Genomic DNA, 19113 nt, shown 5'->3' with positions numbered 1-19113 from the left:
AAGCTCCTGCTGTAAAGTCAATTAAGCCTGCGGCCAGCATAACATTTGCCGCCGCGCCGCAGGGTAAAGAAGTTAAAAGATCAGCCCTTTAGCGCCTGATGATCCATTACGGTATGGGCATTGCAGAAGGCCACGAAGTTGTCGATGCTCAGTGGTCTGCTGTAATAATATCCCTGCATGAAATTCACGTCCTGTTCCTGCAGAAAGCTCACCTGTTCTGCGGTTTCTACGCCTTCCGCTACGGTTTGCATCTTCAGCTTTTTCGCCAGCGAAATCACCGCGTCCAGGACCGGGGCGGTGACCGTGTCCTGGCCGATGGAGTTAACGAAACCACGATCTATTTTCAGATAATCCATGCTAAAGCGTTCCAGATAGATCAGCGCGCTGTGGCCGGTACCGAAATCATCAATGGCGATCTCGATGCCCTGCTGGTGCAGCCAGTCGAACTCCGCCAGCGCATTGCCTTCTTCCACCATGCCACGCTCGGTAATCTCAAAGACCAACGTAAAGTAATCGCCCGGCAGTTGCGCCAGCAATTCATACACGTCGTGATGGAAGGAGGGGGCGCTAAGGTGGGAAGGGGAGATGTTCAGACCGAGCTTGGCCCCCTGCGGTAGCGCCGTCGCCAGCTTGGGTGCATCTTCGGCAATCAGGCGGAACAGATGGCGCGTTAGCGGCACAATCAGCCCTTCGCTTTCGGCATAGGGAATAAACAGATCCGGCGGGATGCGGCCTTCAATCGGATGCTGCCAGCGGATCAAGGCTTCCAGCCCGCCGATGGTGCCGCTTTGGGTATGGAACACCGGCTGATATTCGATAAAGAATTCGTTGCGCTTGATACCGCGCATCAGGGCGCGTTCCGGGCTCTGGCGCAGCAACAGCATGTAATAGCAGAGCACGCCGATCATTAATGACAGTACCAGGCTGCCCATCAGGGTCAGGCGGATATCGTTGGGCGTCAGCTTTTGGTTATAAAACAGAATGGTCATCGGCGTGCCGGCGATAGAGATGCGATCGGCTTTCTCGTTCGGTAACTGGTTCACCGGCATTAAATTCGGACTAAAGCTGGTCAGCGCACGATCCCCCAGGATAATAGCAATCGCCGGTGCCCGCTCCGGGCGAGAGGTAAACAACTGATAGGGCATAAGCGCGATATCCAGCGTCGCCAGCACACCGGTGTCTTCTTTTCCAGGTTGACGTAACCAGACGGCTACTGCCGGTTTCCCCGGTACCAGCGGCGTTCCCTGCTGCAATTTGAGATCCAACGACTGATGCGGGTCAATCTCCGGATAGATGTTTTTCAGCGCCAGCATCATTTCGCCGGTGGCCGAAGAGCAATAGGCAAAGCCATTTTTTACCAGCATAAAAGTGCGTACGCCGGAATGGAAAGCAGCCTGGTAAGTAATATCCGGTTGGCTGGCAGAACAGGGGCGGTCAATCAGCGGCATTAACTGCTGCATGATGGTTGTCAGATCATTAAGCGTATCGGCTGTGAATTTTTGTGTGCGTTGCTCGACCCGATGTTGATATTGCGTGCGCTGGTGGTCAATCAGAGAGAGTGTAATCGCCACGAACAGGATAAAAAAGACCAGGGCTACGATGGCGCTTTTAGCCAAACTGCGTCGTCTGTGAGAGACGTGGCGTGCAAATGCCCTTTTCAAGCCCATAAACCTGCCCCCTGAGCACGGCGTATCAATTTGTTTTTGTTATAGAGTGACTGTGTAATATATCCCAACGGCGCTGTTGCAGTCATTATTCATCGATTATTTAACGGTTGTTAACCGTTTAAATCAGGCATGACTACCATTATCCCATTTGACGATAATAGGTGAGTTTTTCATCGGTGCGTAGTTTCCTACAAATAATATCGCGAAATACTGGGGTAGGGGCAAAGCGCTGCGAACGGATAATAAGATCTCAATCCGGAGCAGACAGCGGTGCAAAAAAAAACGCTGCCCGAAGGCAGCGTTCTATCGCTCGTTTGGTATTCAGGACAATCAGGTCAGGCGCCGTCAGCTGCTGGTAAGCACCCGGCGGGCTTCGCGATAACGTTTATTCCAGTAGTTATCGCTCAGTTTCGAAATCATCACGCCGTTGCTGGTAGAGGCATGAACGAATTGATCGTTACCTAAATAGATGCCGACGTGGCGCCCGGTTGAGCCGGCGCGGAACAGCACCAGATCGCCAGGACGCAGTTTGGTGCGCAAGATTTTCTTGCCCATGTCTTCCTGTTCGTAGGTCGAACGCGGTAAGTCCATGCCAAACTGCTCGCGGAAAGTACGCTGTACAAATGCTGAGCAATCGATGCCGCGCTTGGTTTCACCGCCTAAACGGTAGCGAACGCCTTTCCAGTCTGCATACTGATCCATAATCTTTGACTTGACGTCAACGTTACGGACCATTGCTTCGAATTCATCCTGAGAGGCTTGCAGTAAAAGACCGTCTTTGTCATTAACTGCACGCATCTCAGTTTGTGCGTTATTCAAGTTCGAAGTGTGAGTCGTGCTGCACGCGGAGAGCATTACCGCTGCGGCAATTGCAGGTACTACCCGCAAAAAATATCTCAGAAACGGTTGAGATTTGACCATTGTTATTGTTTTCCCTTGAAGTCCTTAACGACGTCAGTCGCTACCTGAAAAATGCCAAACGGAACGAGACTAATCTGCAGCTGTTTTAACGACAATCAGTTACCTCTGAAAACGTGCTGGAACGCACATTTTTAGTGGATTTGAAGCTGAGTCAGGTTAAACCAGGCACAAACGCATCCGAGATTACCGTAACGAATTGGGGATTGCGAGCCTTTTTCCACCCTTTTTTATATGAATTTGTGATGTAACATAATGTAAATCTTCATATAAAAAACGCTGATTGTCCGTTGTGATGGTTTTGCGTGAAATCAGGTGGCGAAAGCGTTAACGCGCTGATGGGGAAATAAACGAAATGCGGTGGGGAAATAATCAGGAGGCCGGCGGGCCTCCTGGGGATCATAACTATTGGTTATGACTATGCTGGACGGTGTTTACCGGGTAGCAGGCGATTCAGACCCCGGATCAGCACATCGCTAAACGGCGTCATCAGACACCAGCTGGCGCCAACCAGCACCACCGACAGCGAGCCGACGGCAATATCGGTAAACCAGTGGGCACCAATCATCACGCGCGGCAATGAAAATACCACCGTAATCAGCAGCGCGACGGCGAACGCGCGACGGTTGAAGTAACGCAACATAAAGCAGGAAAATATCATCAGCATCATGCCGTGATCGCCGGGGAAGCTGTCGCCTGAAGCGTCTTTAGTCGGAATACCGGTCAGTTCGCTGACGCGGTTGATGTTCTCAAAGCTCAGCGACGGGCTAGGGTGTTTGACCGGCAGCAAATGCCCTAGCTGGTTCAGCACCACGGCGGTCAGCAGCATAACAACGCCGGTAATCAACAAGCGGCGACGGCCGGCGCCATCCTGCTGCAGGTAAAAGCACAGGTACAACAACCCCATGGCCAGCAGCGAAATGACGTCAAAGGCGCGGTTATTGGTGATAGCCACCAGATGTAAAAAACCGGGATCGGTAGCCAGATGACGATTAAAGAAGAAGAAAATTTCCGAATCCAGAGTAAACCAATAACCGTGATTCGCCGGCAGGAACCAGGACAAGAACAGCACAATGCCCAATATATTGAAGAAAATGATGAGGGGTAAGTTGCGGCGAGTCATGGCATAACCTGTAGTCTGTCTAAAGAGTAAAAGGGCATTAACGGTAAAGATCTCAACTTAAACGAATACTAAACAGCTTGGATTGCAACGCGTTCCAGTCCGCATTCTCGCTGTGAATCAGTTCAATTCGGCTGTCCAGCGGTGTAACAGGGCGCGTTTCGATATTGAGATCTTGCCCCTGACGGTTGATTAAAAGTGTACCTTCAGCAATACGTACCACACCTTTGGCGCGTTCGACCGGCGCCAGACGTATCCACTCCATAATGCCAACGGTGTCGAACACCGTATCGGCGTCAAAAATCCAACCACAGCTGTTAAAACCCTGGCCCTGGTTGAGCGCTCGACGCCAGCGGGAAGTTTCCGGCAGTCGCAATGCGGCCAGGCCCTGCGTTTTGGCATGACTATGATGATGTTGTGCATCGGGTAATTCTGTACGATTAGTGCGAGGTTGGTCGAGCCACGCGACATCGGCCTGACCGCGTTCAATATGATAAAGCGGACGCTGGTGGCCATCCTGTTCCATCCATTGCTGCAGGGCCATCAGATCTTGCGGCTGATAGGTGTCGCTTTTGCTGGCCAGAATAATGTCGGCGGCCGCCAGTTGATCGCGGAAGTTTTCGTTGTCGCGGTAGCGCGGTTCGCTGAGTTGGCGTGCATCCAACAGGCACAGAGTGGCTTGCAGATCGATCCAACCGGCGTAACTGTCTTGCGTCAGCAATGACAGGATCTGCTTCGGATGACCGAGCCCGGTGGGTTCGATCAGCAAGCGATCAGGCTTGTTTTGTTGCAGCAACATGTTCAGCCCGACCTGCATCGGCAGCCCGTTCACGCAACACATGCAGCCACCAGGGATCTCCTTCAACACTGCACCGCTGTCAGCCAGCAGCGCGCCGTCGATGCCAATTTCACCGAACTCATTCACCAGCACCGCCCAGCGTTCATGTTCCGGCTTGTTAGCCAGCAAATGGCGGATGGTGGTGGTTTTGCCGCTGCCGAGAAAACCGGTGATCAGGTTAGTTTTAGTCATTAATTATTCCTGATGTTAATGAATTTAAGGGCAATAGTTTGACCATTCTACTTCACCAGGCAGGATGGCGCTGCTCTCCCTGCGTTAAGTCACAAATCCGACAGATTGCGATACGTCATTTTAAAGCAACAAAATGGCGGTCATTATTAGGAAAAATCCCAGAAAAAACCGGATATTACCTAAGGGAAATAGTTGTTAGTAGCTTGTTTTAACTTTGTTAATTGCCCGATTACCCGCCAAATAAATGCCCTTACCTTGCGATTATTCCTAAGAAGATCCTCTATGTTTAAATTGGCTTAACAAAAAATGAGGTTGCCATGAATGTCTTTCGGTTATTTTTGATCGCAGGAATGTTGTTTTCATGGACGGCAGTAAGTCATGCAGGAACCACTGGCGGAGTTATTCGTTTTGTCGGATCTATTGTGGAAAGCCCCTGTACGGTGAAAGTTACCGCTTCAACGGCCAATACGCAATGTTACCGAAATGGGCAGCACTATCAAGACCAACAGGCCCTGTCGAAATTTGATGCTACACGCAAAGAACTGCCGCTGAATTTAGGTTCGACCGAAATGAAGTGGGTGGATCAACAGAAAAAACTTGCAGTGATGACGGTAGTTTATCGTTAAGTCGTTCGGCGATGCCGGATGATATCCGGCATCGTCATTTTCCCCGCTTTACGCCTTGTTCAATGGCTAAGCCAGCTGAGTCGACACCCAGTTTTGCACCGTTTGACGCGCACCGCGATCGCGTAATGACAAGTAGGCGCGGGTGACCGCCGTGACAAATTCCTCGTTGGCCGCCAACTGCTCACCAAAAATAGCCGTTAGACCCAACAGGGCTTTTACCCGTTGTTCATCATCCGGCGTTGAAGCCACTGTCTGTTGCAGCGTAGCCAATAACGGATCGCGGATGTCTATTGGCTGCCCGGCATCATCCACGCCGCCGACATAGCGCATCCAGCCCGCCACCCCGAGAGCCAGACCGGCATAGCTGCCGCCATGCTGCAGATGCCAACGCACCGAGTCCAGCATACGCTGCGGTAATTTTTGCGTGCCGTCCATGGCGATTTGCCAGGTACGGTGTTGCAACGCCGGGTTGCTGTAGCGCTCAATCAGCTGTGCTGCATAGGCGGGCAAATCGATGCCGCTAACGTTCAGCGTCGGCGCCTGTTCGGCCAGCATCAGGTGGAGTGCGGCGCGGCGATAAGACTCATCGCCCATACAGTCGTTGATGTACTGATAGCCCCCAAGATACCCGAGATAGGCCAGGAAAGAGTGGCTGCCGTTCAGCATGCGCAGTTTCATCTGCTCAAAAGGCAGCACGTCATTGACCAACTGTGCACCGGCCCGTTCCCAGGCTGGGCGGCCGGCGACAAAGTTATCCTCAACGACCCACTGGATAAAGGGTTCGCAGGCGATGGCGCATTCATCACGAACGCCGCCGAGCGCCTCGGCCACTTCATCCAGCGTCTCTGGCGTAGCGGCGGGAACGATACGGTCTACCATGGTGCTGGGGAAGCTCACCTCGCGGGCAATCCAGTCGGCCAGCGCGCCGTCGCGCGCTTGAGCCAAACCGACGATCGCGTTACGCAGCACGTGGCCGTTTTCCGGGATGTTGTCGCAAGAGAGCAGGGTAAAGGCGGGCAGCCCACGTTCCAGACGCAGGCGCAGCGCTTCCACCAGGATCCCCGGCACGGTGGAAGGCTCGCCGGGATTCGCCAGATCGGCGCGGATCGCCTGATGTTGAAGATCCAGTTTTCCGCTGCCGGGTTCAATGCAATAGCCTTTTTCGGTAATGGTCATCGAGACAATCGCCACCTGTGGCTCCGCCAGCTTTTCCAATACGGCGCCAATCCCTTCCAGCTTGCGGTGTACGCTCTCATGCACCGCACCGATCACGATAGCCTGATTACTCGCCGCGCCTTTTTCCAGCACGCTGTAAAGATGGTCCTGCTGGCGCAGCGTCCGGAACAAATTATCACCGCCGAACAGGCTGATTTCGCAGATCCCCCAGTCGCCGCCCTGACGATTCAACACTCGATCGGTCAGTAGCGCCTGGTGGGCGCGGTGAAAGGCGCCAAATCCAATGTGCACCATGCGGCTCTGTAATGCGCTGCGATCGTAACCTGGCTGCTGGACGGCATCCGGAAGCGGCGTGTTGGCGATAGTCTTCATGCAAAGCTCCAAGGCTGAGTAAAGGTGTTGGCGGTTAACTTTAAAAGTTATCAGACCAGTTTTTTGTGCAGAATACGGCGCTCCTTCTGCCGGGGTTGCACGAATTTTCTGCCGCCAGTGTAAGGCTGTAAGCGCACTAATTACATGTGCGCGTGCAAAATAAGCCAGATCCGTGAAGTGGATCAACCAATCGCGGTTTCACTTTTGACAGCAATTGGCGAAAGAGTAAGGTGAAAGATAACCGATATCTATTTTATTTTGGTATAACAAGATGGCCGGAGCAGGGCGATCTTTATCACTTCCGCGATACTGGGCAATTTTTACAAGGATAAATAATGGAACAAACATGGCGTTGGTATGGGCCGAACGATCCGGTCTCTCTTGATGATGTGCGCCAGGCCGGCGCCACTGGCGTCGTCACCGCCTTGCACCATATCCCGAATGGCGAGGTGTGGCCGGTCGAAGAGATCAAGGCCCGTCAGGCCCTATTGGCGGAGAAAGGCTTGGTGTGGTCGGTGGTGGAAAGTATCCCGGTGCATGAGGAGATCAAAACCCACAGCGGCCATTACCGGCAGCATATCGCTAACTATCAGCAATCGCTGCGTAACCTCGCGGCCTGCGGCATCGACACCGTGTGCTACAACTTTATGCCGATCCTGGACTGGACGCGCACCGATCTGGAGTATTTACTGCCGGACGGGTCGAAAGCGTTGCGTTTCGATCAGACCGCCTTCGCGGCTTTTGATCTGTATATCCTGCAACGCGCTGGCGCAGAGCAGGATTACACGCCGCAAGAACAGGAGCAGGCTGCAACCTATTTTTCCGCGATGAACGAGGCGGAGGTTGCCAAGCTGACCGGCAATATTATCGCCGGATTACCGGGGGCCGAAGAGGGCTATACCCTCGATCAATTCCGCGCTCGCCTGGCGGAGTACGATGGGATCGACAAGGCGCAGCTGCGAGAGAATATGGCGGTGTTCCTGCGCGCCATTGTGCCGGTGGCGGAGGAGGTTGGCGTGCGTTTGGCGGTGCATCCGGACGATCCGCCGCGGCCGATTTTGGGGTTGCCGCGCATCGTCTCTACCATTGAAGATATGCAGTGGTTCAAGCAAACGGTCGACAGCCGGTATAACGGCTTCACCATGTGTACCGGCTCTTACGGCGTACGGGCGGATAACGATCTGGTGCGGATGATCGAAACCTTCGGCGATCGCATCCACTTCACCCATTTACGTGCTACCTGTCGCGAAGAAAACCCGAAAAGTTTCCACGAGGGTGCGCATCTGCAAGGCGACGTGGACATGGTGGCGGTGATCGAGGCGATCCTCACTGAGGAGCAACGGCGCCATCAGGCAGGCGATCGCCGGCCGATCCCGATGCGTCCCGACCATGGACACCAGATGCTGGACGATCTGAAGAAAAAAACCAACCCGGGCTACTCGGCGATTGGTCGTTTGAAGGGGTTGGCGGAACTGCGCGGGGTGGAGCTGGCGCTTAAACGCCGCTTCTTCCCGGATTTGCCCTAAGCCTTTAAAAAGGGGCCATACAGGCCCCAGAGTATCGACTAGTCAGCGCGGCTCATGTAGCGGCGCTCGGCAATATGAATGCGGATTTTGTCACCGGCGCTGAGGTATTCCGGTACCTGAATGGTCAGGCCGGTCGCCATGGTGGCCGGCTTGTTGCGGGCACTGGCAGAGGCACCTTTGATGCCCGGTGCAGTGTCGACAATTTCCATATCCACGGTCTGCGGCAGTTCCAGCGCCAACACCTGGCCATCCAGGGTCAGTACCTGCATGCCCGGCAGACCGCCTTCAGGAATAAACAGCAGTTCATCTTCGATCTGGTCTTTCTTAAAGATATACGGGGTGTAATCCTCGTCATCCATAAACACGTATTCTTCGCCGTCGATATAAGAGAAGTTCACCTTGCGGCGTGACAGGCTAATGGTGTCCAGAATATCGTCGCCCTTGAAACGCTCTTCAACCTTCAGCCCGGTGCGGACGTCAGAGAAGCGCATTTTGTACAAGGTGCTGGCACCGCGCGCGCTTGGGCTTTGCACATCAATGTCTTTCACCAGCAGCAGTTTGCCGTTGTAGTTGATCGCCATGCCGCGCTTAATTTCGTTAGCTTTTGCCATATAAAATAACCTGCAATGAAGAGTATTTGGGAAGTTGCGACAAGTTACTCGCGCCGCTGATTTCAGGCAAGCAGATCGAGCAAAAACAGTGACAGAAAAAGGGGACGGCGGGCGCCATCCCCTCAAATTGCTGACAACGTCCTTTGCAGTTAAAAGTTCTGTTCTGGGGCAAATAAAAACAAAGGATGGTGTCTTCTGATTTACCTCAAACATCCGAAAACCACGTTTTTCGGGTGTTTGTCATCAGACTAAGGGGATGGCGGCCGCCATCCCCTACGGTATTACTGGAACACCGGTAACAGACCCAGCAATGCCAACACGTGCGCGACGGCGTTGATCACCCCGAACAGAATGATGAACAGGATCATGCCGTAGCCACCGGGAGCGCGATATTGCGCTTCGGTAAAGCGGCGGCGGCTGGCACGCGCCATCATGGCCGGTACTATTACCGCCCAAACGGTGGCGGCCAGGCCGGCGAAGCCGATGGCGTAAAGGAAGCCGTTCGGGAACAGCAGGGCGGCAATGGTCGGCGGCGCGAAGGTCACCAGCGCGGTTTTGCTGCGTCCGACGGTGTCATCGCTGAATTTGAAGAAGTCTGCCAGGTAATCGAACAACCCCAGCGACACCCCGAGGAATGAGCTCGCCAGCGCCATATAAGAGAAGGCGTTCAGTAGCTGGCCGACGGTCTGGCTGCTGGAAACGTTGCCCATCTGCTTGAGCAGGCTGCCAATGTTGCCGCCTTCGGCAATCACCTGTTTGAAGGCATCGCGGGCGATGTTGCCCTGAATCACATACTGCCACAGGATATAGATCGCCAGCGCCAGCAGGGTGCCGTACACCAGGCTGCGCACGACTGCGCCGCTGTCTTTGTGGTAGTACTTCACCAGTCCCGGCACGTTGCCGTGGTAACCGAAGGAGGTCAGCAGATAAGGCAGCGCCGCCAGGGCGTAAGGCAGGTAACTGGCCTGGTCGTCACCGCGGTTGAACAGTACTGCCGGCTGCACATGCGTGAACATGTCGCCCACCGACATCACAAAGGTGATCACCATACCGCCGATCAGGATCGTGCTCAGGCGATCAACGGCGCGGGTGGAGAGCCACACGATAAACGCCACCACCACGGCAAACACCAACCCGGCGGTGGACTGCCCGACGCCGACGATACCTTCCAGCGTGTGGGCGATAATCGAGCCACCGGCGGAGATATAGGCATAGGTGAGGATGTACAGGACAAAGGCGATGGAAATACCGTTAATGGCGTTCCAGCCTTTACCCAGCAGATCTTTGACGATGGTGTGGAAGCTGGCGCCGCTTGGGTAGTGCAGGGCGGCCTCCAGGATCATCAGGCCGGAAATCAGCATGCAGGCCCAGGTATAAACCAGCAGCGCGACGGAGCCGCTGAACCACACGCCAGAAGTGACGATGGGAATGGAGAACATGCCAGCGCCGACGGCGGTGCCTGCAATGATCATCGCGCCGCCAAGCACTGAAGGGCGGGAAAGCTTCTGGATGGTGTCCGCGGACATTTTTGCTCCTGATTGGCCTCGTCGGCCGTGGATTCTTTTGTACTAGCTCAATGGTACATGTGCGGTTGGCGCATGTAAAGCCGCTAATACGCTTGTTTCATGCATTAATTGGCGGAGTAAGGGGAGCTTATGGCAATTTGCGGGCGGGTGAGAAAACGGGGCGATTCACGATTTAAAACGCGAGATGTAAAGATTCGCGCGCCAACACGGATTATGCTGGCGGCCGATGAGCGCGACTGATATTGTCGCGCTTCAATTCCGCCAGCCCACCGGGAGACTCGCTGATGGACTGTCGTACCGACTGCGGCGCCTGTTGTATTGCGCCTTCAATATCCAGCCCGATCCCCGGCATGCCTAACGGCAAGCCCGCCAACACCCGCTGCATTCATCTGAGCGAGCAGCTGCGTTGTGGCCTGTTTCATTCACCGCTGCGGCCCAAGGTCTGCGGCAGCCTGCAGGCCAGCCGCGAAATGTGCCATGACCACCGCGACCAGGCATTGGTCTATCTGATCAAGCTGGAAGCGGATACTGCACCTTAAGCGTCTTTCAGTTTCCACAGGCACAGCACCGCGCCGACCACCATCGCCAACGCGGAATAAAACACCGCGTGATAGTTCCAGACCTCCGCCACCACGCCGGCGATTGAACCGGCAAAAATCCAGCCCACGCGCGTAGTGTTGGTAAACAAAGTGGTTGCTGCCCCGGCCTGACCGGGCATCAAATCTTGAAAATAGAGCATACCAATGCCTGCCAGCACGCCAATAAACGCCGCGTTGAGCAATTGCAGGGCAATCAGTTGCCAGGTGCCGGTGATAAATAGTAACCCGAAGTAAAACAGTAGGCCCGCCGCCACCGCGCAACGCATCAGGAAACGTTTACCGAAGCGTTTCGCCACCATGCCGGCCAGCAACATGGTCGGTATCTCCAGCCCGGCCGCCGTCCCCATCAATATTCCGGCCAACCTTTCCGGCAGTTGCAGCTCATGCACCATATACAGCGGCATATTGATTAAATACATGCTGTTGGCGGTCCACATAAAGGTGCAGGTTAAAAACAGCAGCAGCGTATCGCGGCGATTTTTCCGCGGAGCTTCCAGCGTGGTGCTGGAAGCCAGCGGCGTTTTACGCATCGACGGCAGCATTTTCCACACCAGCACGCCACACAGGATAAACGCTGCGGCGGCGGCCAGATACATCACCTTAAAACCGAATCCCAATGCCAGCGCAAAGGCGATAGGCGGCCCAATAACCCAGGCGAGAGAAACCTGAGCCCGCAGGATAGAGCTGAACATTACCGCTTCGCGGCCGGTGCGGTCGGCGTGTTCGCGCGCCAGAGCGAACATCTGCGGGTTGGCGGTGGAGCCGAAGCTGGTCAGCATTACGCCGACTGCCAGCAACAGATAATAATTACGGTTCCAGGCGAACAGTACACAGCCCAGTGCCCCTAACATGCAGCAGAGGAAGATCAGCGTTTTGCGATCCCCTTTTTGATCTGAGCGGCGAGCCAGAAACTGGCTGACCAGGATGCCAATCACCGCGCTGCCGGTGAAAAATAACCCAACCATGGAAGGGCGCACCTTCACCTCGGTAGCCAGGAACAGGCTCAGCGTCGGGGTTTGTAACGCACCGGCAATCCCGGTGAGGAACGCCACCACTAAAAAGGCCAGCGAAGTCAGATCGGGCGAGCGTCGCGTTACCGCAGTTGAAGTAGGCATAGAGGTCAGCAAATAGCCGTAAATGAGGGAGTCGCGCGCATAATACGCCTGTTTAAAAAGAACAAAAACCGGTTTCATTCTGCTTAATGGTAAAAAGTTCTTTCCTGCATAAGGCTAAAAAAAGGGCGATGTCACCATCGCCCTGGGTATGACAAACTTCGACGTTAGGCGCCAGCCGGCACGTCGTGCGCGGTGTTTTTCAGCACCTCGCCCTGATACTTCTCGATCTGCAACTGTGCCATTTGCCCGCAGTTACCCTGAGCCAGGCTGGAGGAGCCGACGTCGAAGGTCAGGCAGTTGACGTTGCCGTTCTTGCACAGCGAACCCGGCTGTGACGGATCGGCCGGATCGAACCAGGCACCTTCGCTGATGCGCACCACGCCAGGGCGCACGTCTTCGCTCACCACCGCACCCACCAGGATCTGGCCGCGATCGTTAAAGGCCCGCACCAGATCGCCATTGGCAATGCCGCGTGACTGGGCGTCCTGCGGGTGGATCACAATCGCTTCCCGATCGGCTACCGCGTATTTCTTGCGCAGTGGCGTGTTGTCGAGCTGCGAATGCAGGCGGTTGATCGGGTGCGCGGTGTTCAGCGACAGCGGGTATTTCACCGCTTCCGGGCCGCGATACCATTCATGCGGTGGCATCCAGGTCGGAATACCTGGGCAATCCTGATACTTCATTTTGGCAATGGCGTCGGAGTAGATCTCGATTTTACCGGATGGCGTCCCCAGTGGATTGAGCAGCGGGTTTTCGCGATAGTCGGCGAAACGCACCCATTGGGTATTGGCCTCCGGCACCGGGAAGCGCACGTAGTTGTTGGACTCCCAGAACATGTCGAACGGTGGCAGGGCTACCCGGGCAGCACGTGCCTGAGTTTTCATGTCATCGTACATGCCTTTCAGCCATTGAGTTTCATCTTTGCCTTCGGTAAAGGCGTCCTGCACCCCCAGCTTGGCCGCCATGGCCGCGAAAATATCGAAATCGCTGCGTGATTCATGCTGCGGCGCGACGCACTGATGCATCGGGAACACATACAGCTGTGAGTAATCGCCGCCCATTTCGAGATCGTTGCGTTCGTAGCTGGTGGTGGCCGGCAGAACGATATCGGCATGCTTGGCGGTGGCGGTCCAATAAGGTTCGTTCACCACGATGGTGTCCGGCCGCTGCCAGGCCTTGACCAGATTGTTGGTGTCCTGATGCTGGTGGAAGGTGTTGCCGCCCGCCACATACACCATTTTCACCTCGGGGTAGGTGACCTGTGCGCCGTTGAAATTAATTGTCTTGCCCGGGTTGGTCAGGCATTCGGCGATGCGCGCCACCGGGATCGGTGCCGGTGAGTTCTTCGGTGCGTTACCGGCAGAGATACCGGAAATGATGCCGCCTTTCGCCGTCGGGCTGCCGCCGGAGGAGTAGTGATAGCTGAAGCCGAAGCCGCCGCCCGGCAGGCCAATCTGGCCGAGCATCGCCGCCACGGTAACCAATAGCCAATGCTGCTGTTCGCCATGATGCTGGCGTTGGATCCCCCAGCCGCCCATGATCATGGTGCGGTTCTTCGCCATGTCGCGTGCTAACTGACGCAGCACGTCAGCATCGACGCCGCACACATCGGCCGCCCATTCGGCAGTTTTCGGCGTACCGTCGGTTTCACCCAACAGATAAGCCTGGAACTTGTCGAAACCGGCGGTGTAGGTTTTCAGGAAGTCCGGGTTATGCAGCTTCTCGGTCAGCAGCGTGTGGGCGATGCCGATCAGCATGGCGCCGTCGGTATAAGGACGCGGAGCGATCCACTGCGCGTCGACGAATTTGGCGCTGTCGTTGTGTACCGGATCAATGCTGATCACTCGGGTACCTTTCTTCTTCAGCGCCTCAAAGCCCGTCTGGCCGTAGTGGTCCGGGACGTTCCAGCTGTTTTTCAGCGTGATCATCGGGTTACAGCCCCACAGCACCACCAGTTGGCTGTTTTCAATCACGTTCGGCCAGGCGGTCTGCTGTTCGTAAACCTCCATGGAGCCCACCACGTGCGACATGATCACCTGCGCGGCGCCGGTGGAGTAGTCGCCCGCGTAACCGAGGAAGCCGCCGGTCAGGTTCATCAGGCGTTGCAGCAGCGTGCGGCTGTTATGCAGCATCCCGACGCTTTTCCAGCCATAAGAACCGGCATAAATGGACTGCGGGCCATGGTCTTTCTGCAAGCGGGTGATCTCACCACAGACCAAATCAATCGCCTTGTCCCAACTGACGCGTACCCACTCGTCACGACCACGCAGTTCGGTACGGCTGCCAGGGCCGCCTTCCAGCCAACTTTTGCGCACCATCGGGTATTTGATACGGTTTTCGGCGTGCACCTGATAGGGCGCCATGGTGATCAGTTCGTTCGGATAAGGATCGTCTTTGACCGGCTGCACGCCGACCATTTTACCGTCCTGAACGATGGCTTCGAAGGCGCCCCAGTGCGCGCCGGTCAAAATGCCTTTTTGTGCCTGACGCAACACGACGAATTGCGGCAGCGCCTGGCTGATGGCCTGGGCCAACGCTGACTTGGGCCACAGGCCCGCCAGTAGCGGTGCTGCGGCCAGCGCGGTCGCGCCAGTCAGGAAGCGGCGGCGGCTCATTTTTAACGCTTGTTGTTGATATTTGCTCATTTCGCTTCTCCCTTAAAGCTTGGCTGGTGCGGCTGGCTGCATGTCACTGGCGTGTTTCTGCACGTACTGTGTCAGAACGCGCAGCTGTTCCTGCGTCAGCGAAGTGCGTGGAGCCATACCTTTAATTACGCCGATCCACTGGTTGGCGTTGAAGCGATCGAGGGCTGTGAGGCCGTGACAACCGGTGCAGTTGGCCGACATCATATCTGCCGTGTAGCGCCAGATTTTTTGCTGATCGTCGATCAGTTGTTTGCGCGGCAGCCAAACTTGCAGAGAAACCTGATGCCATACCAGACCGGTTTCCGCATCGGTCATGGTGGTGCCGGTTTTCAGCAGTTTGCGAGCGTCTTCACCCAGCAGCACGCTGAGGATGCGCTTGCCCTGCGCGGCGTAGAACACTTCAGCGACACCGTCTTGCTGCCAGCCGGTGACGTTGGCCAGCACTTTGTCGCCTTCCTGTTTCACCACCTGCACTTCGGTGGATGGCATCAGGTTGCCGGCATTGTGGCTGTCGTCCGGTTTGAGGAAGAAGGGTTCTGTGGCAATGGTGTACAACGTGGTGGCGGTTGGCGAGGTTTCAGCGGCGGCTTTCGCCAACTCGGCGGCACCGGCCTGGGCTGCACCGCTCATGTCCGGCAGGATATGCGCGACCCCTTTATGGCAGTCGATACAGGTTTCACCCTGTTTGATGGCCACCGGATGTTGGATACGCGCTTCAGGCCGTTGGGCGGTGATGTCCATTGCGTCAAAGCTGTGGCAAGAGCGGCAGGTGGCGGAGTCGTTTTCTTTTAGCGTTTTCCAGACCGACTGCGCCATGGCCAGCTTGTGCGCCTCGTATTTCTCAGGCGTATCGATGGTGCCCACCATCTCGCCATAAATGTCTTTTACCGCGCGGATTTTGGTCCACAGGTAGTCGAGTGGCTCATGGGGAACGTGACAGTCGGCACATTCAGCGCGAATGCCCTTGGTATTTTGGAAGTGAACGCTGCCCTGATATTCGGCCAGCGGTTGTTGCATGGTGTGGCAGGAGACGCAGAAGGCGGTGTCGCTGGTTTTATGGAATACGGTGGCGGTACCCGCCAATAATGCTGCCCCGAGGATAATTCCGAGCAGCAAAATCCACAGCCATCCCCAGCGGTGCTTTTTTATCAAGCCAGTGAGTTTATTGGTCATATTGAATCCGCTTATAATTATGAAATACCAAGGAAAACCTTGCCAAAAAAAGTGCCGGACGAGCGCCGACATACCTGAGGAAGTATAGGTACTATTGGTAAAGTCATCTAATACTATAGGGGTATTTTTAGAAGAAAAATGGTCGTTCGGGGGATTTTTCAGCGTTATATTCTGGGTTATATAACGCATTTTTCATGTGGATTTATCAGACTATGAGCGAGATCACGGAAGGGAGAGAGAAACCGTGATTGAAAACAGCTATTTTGCCGGTAGGTAAGTTTGGCCCGCCAGCCACAGATGAATGGCATTACGGCTGGCTTCAAAATGCGGTTCAGGTAATGCTTCCGGCAGGCACCAGCGCCATTCGGCACATTTTTCCGGCTCTTTCAGCTCGGCTTCCCCGCCAGGATGGGGCGTCAGCAAACAGATGGAAACCGTATGCTTTCCCTCGGCGCGCCAGGTTTGCAGATTATTGCTGATGCCGACAAAGCTCGGTGGTGCGATGATCAGCCCGGTCTCTTCGGCGATCTCACGTTGTGCGCACTGTTCAAAGGTTTCGCCGGCATCCAGATGCCCGCCGGGGATGGACCAGAAGGGGGCGTGCTTACCGCAGCGTTTGCCCAGCAAAATTTCCCCTTGTTCATTGACAATGATTACGCCTACGCCCGCCACTACAGTCATGTTTCCCTCCGTCAGCAAAATTTCAGCACAGTATGTCATTTTAGCGCTGCGACGGGTAACCCTAAGGGAAAAGTGTGCGTAAGGTCAAAAATCTATCACGTCAAAATTGAGAAAACTTGCTTTCGCTCATGGGCCCTTACACACTCCTTGAAACGTTTCAGCGTTATGGGCGCGATAATGTCGTACCGGTAACGCTCCTTTTTCCCAACGAAGCTGAAACGATTCAATTCAGCAGGAGAGGAGAATCATGTTCCAGTTGTCACAGCAAGATATTCACCTGGGTGCTACCGCGAGTAACAAACAGGAGGCCATCCGTCAGGTGGCTGCCGCACTGACCGAGGCCGGCTGCGTCAGCGCGCCTTACGTGGACGGCATGTTGCAGCGTGAGCTGCAAACTTCCACTTATCTTGGGAACGGTATCGCCATCCCGCATGGCACTACCGATACCCGCGATCTGGTGCTGAACACCGGCGTGCAGGTGTTTCAGTTCCCTCAGGGTATCGAGTGGGGCGAAGGCCAAACTGCTTACGTAGTGATCGGCATTGCCGCACGTTCCGATGAACACCTGGCGCTGTTGCGTCAGTTGACCCACGTTCTGAGCGACGACAGCGTAGCCGAACAGCTGGCGAAAACCACCTCGGCAGAAGAGTTACGCAGCTTGTTGATGGGCGAAAAGCTGACGGCGGAATTCAAGTTCGACGCTTCCTTGATTGCGCTAGACGTGGCCGCCGACAGCCTGATGACGCTGCAGGCGCTGAATGCGGGCCGCCTGCAGAAAATCGGTGCGGTTAACGCTCAATTCGTCAGCGACGTCATCACCCGCAAGCCGCTGAATCTGGGGCAGGGCATTTGGCTGAGCGACAGCACCGAAGGCAACTTGGCTAGCGCGGCTACGGTAAGCCGTCCGGCGCAGCCGTTTGACGAAGAGGGCGAGCAGGTTGCGCTGTTGCTGACGCTGTCGGTGGCTGACCAGCAGCCGCTGGCGGTGCTGAACTACCTCAGCGATCTGCTGTTGGCGAACAAAGCTGAACGCTTGCTGAACGCGGATGCCGTCACCCTGTTGGCATTGCTGACCAGTGAGGTGGAAGAAGAAGACACCACGCTGAGCGCTGAGTACGTGATCCGTAACGAACACGGCCTGCATGCCCGTCCGGGCACGGCGCTGGTCAATGTGATCAAGCAATTCAGCAGTGAAATTACCGTCACTAACCTGGATGGCAGTGGCAAACCGGCCAACGGACGTAGCCTGATGAAGGTGGTGGCGTTGGGCGTGAAGAAAGGACATCACCTGCGTTTTACCGCCAAAGGTGAAGATGCTGAAACGGCGCTGAAGGCGATCGGTGAAGCGATTAACGAAGGACTGGGCGAGGGCGCAGCATGAGCAGAAGAGTAGCAACAATTACCTTGAATCCGGCTTACGATCTGGTGGGCTTTTGCCCGGAGATCGAGCGCGGTGAAGTGAACCTGGTCAAAACCGCCGGCCTTCACGCCGCCGGGAAAGGCATCAACGTCGCCAAGGTGCTGAAGGATCTGGGTATTGATGTGACGGTGGGCGGCTTCCTGGGAAAAGACAACCAGGACGGTTTCCAACTGCTGTTCAGCGATCTGGGCATTGCCAACCGCTTCCAGGTGGTGCCGGGACGCACCCGTATTAACGTCAAACTGACCGAAAAAGACGGTGAAGTCACCGATTTCAATTTCTCCGGTTTTGAAGTCAGCGGGCAGGACTGGGAACGCTTCGTGACCGATTCCCTGAGCTGGCTGGGCCAGTTCGACATGGTCGCGGTCAGCGGCAGCCTGCCGGCGGGGGTCGATCCCGACGCTTTCACCGACTGGATGATCCGTTTGCGCGCCCAGTGCCCGTGCATCATTTTCGACAGCAGCCGTGAAGCCCTGGTTGCCGGCTTGAAAGCGGCGCCGTGGTTGGTGAAACCGAATCGCCGCGAGCTGGAAATTTGGGCCGGGCGTCCGTTGCCGCAGCTGGCTGACGTGGTCGAAGCGGCGCATGCGCTGCGCGATCAGGGCATCGCCCACGTGGTTATCTCCCTCGGTGCCGAAGGCGCGCTGTGGGTCAACGCGTCCGGCGCCTGGATTGCCAAGCCACCGGCCTGCGAAGTGGTCAGCACCGTGGGTGCCGGCGACTCGATGGTCGGCGGCCTGATTTACGGCCTGCTGATGCGTGAATCCAGTGAACACACTTTGCGTTTGGCCACCGCCGTGGCTGCGCTGGCGGTAAGTCAGAGCAACGTTGGCGTGACCGACCGTCCACAGCTGGCCGCGATGATGGCGCGTGTCGATCTGAAACCTTTTAATCAATAGCAGGAGGCA

At 55.7% G+C, this 19113-nt stretch carries 16 protein-coding genes; 5 read left to right on the top strand and 11 right to left on the bottom strand.

The features are described from left to right. Positions 1-80: 80 nt before the first annotated feature. The 4 genes from H0S68_RS16485 to H0S68_RS16470 form a co-directional block, all read right to left on the bottom strand. Complete coding sequence (locus tag H0S68_RS16485; RefSeq protein ID WP_041414764.1) at positions 81-1667, bottom strand: cyclic di-GMP phosphodiesterase; 1587 nt, start codon at positions 1665-1667, stop codon at positions 81-83. 345 nt (positions 1668-2012) lie between these two features. Then, entirely contained in the window at positions 2013-2588 is a 576-nt protein-coding gene (mepS, locus tag H0S68_RS16480; RefSeq protein ID WP_041414762.1) for a bifunctional murein DD-endopeptidase/murein LD-carboxypeptidase, read from the bottom strand. Between the two features lie 415 nt (positions 2589-3003). Continuing rightward, on the bottom strand, positions 3004-3708 hold the full coding sequence (locus H0S68_RS16475; RefSeq protein ID WP_020827774.1) for a phosphatase PAP2 family protein: 705 nt from the start codon (positions 3706-3708) through the stop codon (positions 3004-3006). A 52-nt stretch (positions 3709-3760) separates the two neighbouring features. Further along, complete coding sequence (locus tag H0S68_RS16470) at positions 3761-4735, bottom strand: CobW family GTP-binding protein (RefSeq protein ID WP_020827773.1); 975 nt, start codon at positions 4733-4735, stop codon at positions 3761-3763. A gap of 317 nt (positions 4736-5052) precedes the next feature. Here H0S68_RS16470 and H0S68_RS16465 point away from each other — a divergent pair, with 317 nt between their 5' ends. After that, a complete protein-coding gene (locus H0S68_RS16465) occupies positions 5053-5361 on the top strand; it encodes a type 1 fimbrial protein (RefSeq protein WP_041414761.1) in 309 nt (102 codons plus the stop codon). Between the two features lie 66 nt (positions 5362-5427). Here the strand turns inward: H0S68_RS16465 and H0S68_RS16460 are convergent, their stop codons facing one another. After that, positions 5428-6909, bottom strand: coding sequence for a mannitol dehydrogenase family protein (locus H0S68_RS16460; RefSeq protein WP_020827771.1), 1482 nt, complete (start codon positions 6907-6909; stop codon positions 5428-5430). Positions 6910-7244: 335 nt separating this feature from the next. On the opposite strand from H0S68_RS16460, the gene uxuA reads away from it, so the two are divergent. Next, on the top strand, positions 7245-8435 hold the full coding sequence (uxuA, locus tag H0S68_RS16455; RefSeq protein ID WP_128864586.1) for a mannonate dehydratase: 1191 nt from the start codon (positions 7245-7247) through the stop codon (positions 8433-8435). 38 nt (positions 8436-8473) lie between these two features. Here the strand turns inward: uxuA and yeiP are convergent, their stop codons facing one another. Together yeiP and mtr are read right to left on the bottom strand one after the other, a co-directional pair. Continuing rightward, positions 8474-9046: an elongation factor P-like protein YeiP gene (yeiP, locus tag H0S68_RS16450; RefSeq protein WP_020827769.1), complete on the bottom strand. Its 573-nt coding sequence runs from the start codon at positions 9044-9046 to the stop codon at positions 8474-8476. A gap of 281 nt (positions 9047-9327) precedes the next feature. Next, on the bottom strand, positions 9328-10572 hold the full coding sequence (gene mtr, locus H0S68_RS16445) for a tryptophan permease (protein WP_020827768.1): 1245 nt from the start codon (positions 10570-10572) through the stop codon (positions 9328-9330). A gap of 284 nt (positions 10573-10856) precedes the next feature. On the opposite strand from mtr, the gene H0S68_RS16440 reads away from it, so the two are divergent. Beyond that, complete coding sequence (locus H0S68_RS16440) at positions 10857-11111, top strand: YkgJ family cysteine cluster protein (RefSeq protein WP_044552526.1); 255 nt, start codon at positions 10857-10859, stop codon at positions 11109-11111. Here the strand turns inward: H0S68_RS16440 and H0S68_RS16435 are convergent. From H0S68_RS16435 to H0S68_RS16420, 4 genes are all read right to left on the bottom strand, one after another. Then, complete coding sequence (locus H0S68_RS16435) at positions 11108-12286, bottom strand: sugar efflux transporter (RefSeq protein WP_410528852.1); 1179 nt, start codon at positions 12284-12286, stop codon at positions 11108-11110. The genes H0S68_RS16440 and H0S68_RS16435 overlap by 4 nt on opposite strands. A 164-nt stretch (positions 12287-12450) precedes the next feature. Next, positions 12451-14931: a trimethylamine-N-oxide reductase TorA gene (gene torA, locus H0S68_RS16430; protein ID WP_020827765.1), complete on the bottom strand. Its 2481-nt coding sequence runs from the start codon at positions 14929-14931 to the stop codon at positions 12451-12453. Positions 14932-14943: 12 nt separating this feature from the next. Then, positions 14944-16104, bottom strand: a complete 1161-nt coding sequence (locus tag H0S68_RS16425; protein ID WP_020827764.1) for a NapC/NirT family cytochrome c — start codon at positions 16102-16104, stop codon at positions 14944-14946. A gap of 258 nt (positions 16105-16362) precedes the next feature. Beyond that, entirely contained in the window at positions 16363-16785 is a 423-nt protein-coding gene (locus H0S68_RS16420; RefSeq protein ID WP_410528851.1) for a nucleotide triphosphate diphosphatase NUDT15, read from the bottom strand. A 247-nt stretch (positions 16786-17032) separates the two neighbouring features. Here H0S68_RS16420 and fruB point away from each other — a divergent pair, with 247 nt between their 5' ends. Together fruB and fruK are read left to right on the top strand one after the other, a co-directional pair. Then, positions 17033-18166 carry a fused PTS fructose transporter subunit IIA/HPr protein gene (gene fruB, locus H0S68_RS16415; protein ID WP_142814833.1) on the top strand — a complete coding sequence of 378 codons (1134 nt, stop codon included), beginning with the start codon at positions 17033-17035 and terminating at the stop codon, positions 18164-18166. Beyond that, positions 18163-19104, top strand: a complete 942-nt coding sequence (gene fruK, locus H0S68_RS16410) for a 1-phosphofructokinase (RefSeq protein ID WP_012145945.1) — start codon at positions 18163-18165, stop codon at positions 19102-19104. Before fruB ends, fruK begins: the two co-directional genes overlap by 4 nt. Positions 19105-19113 lie beyond the last annotated feature (9 nt).

This window comes from Serratia sp. AXJ-M (assembly GCF_046531865.1).
In the GTDB taxonomy this organism is placed as follows: domain Bacteria; phylum Pseudomonadota; class Gammaproteobacteria; order Enterobacterales; family Enterobacteriaceae; genus Serratia; species Serratia liquefaciens.
Note: the sequence above shows the minus strand (reverse complement) of the source record. Positions and strands in the feature narration are given on the sequence as shown.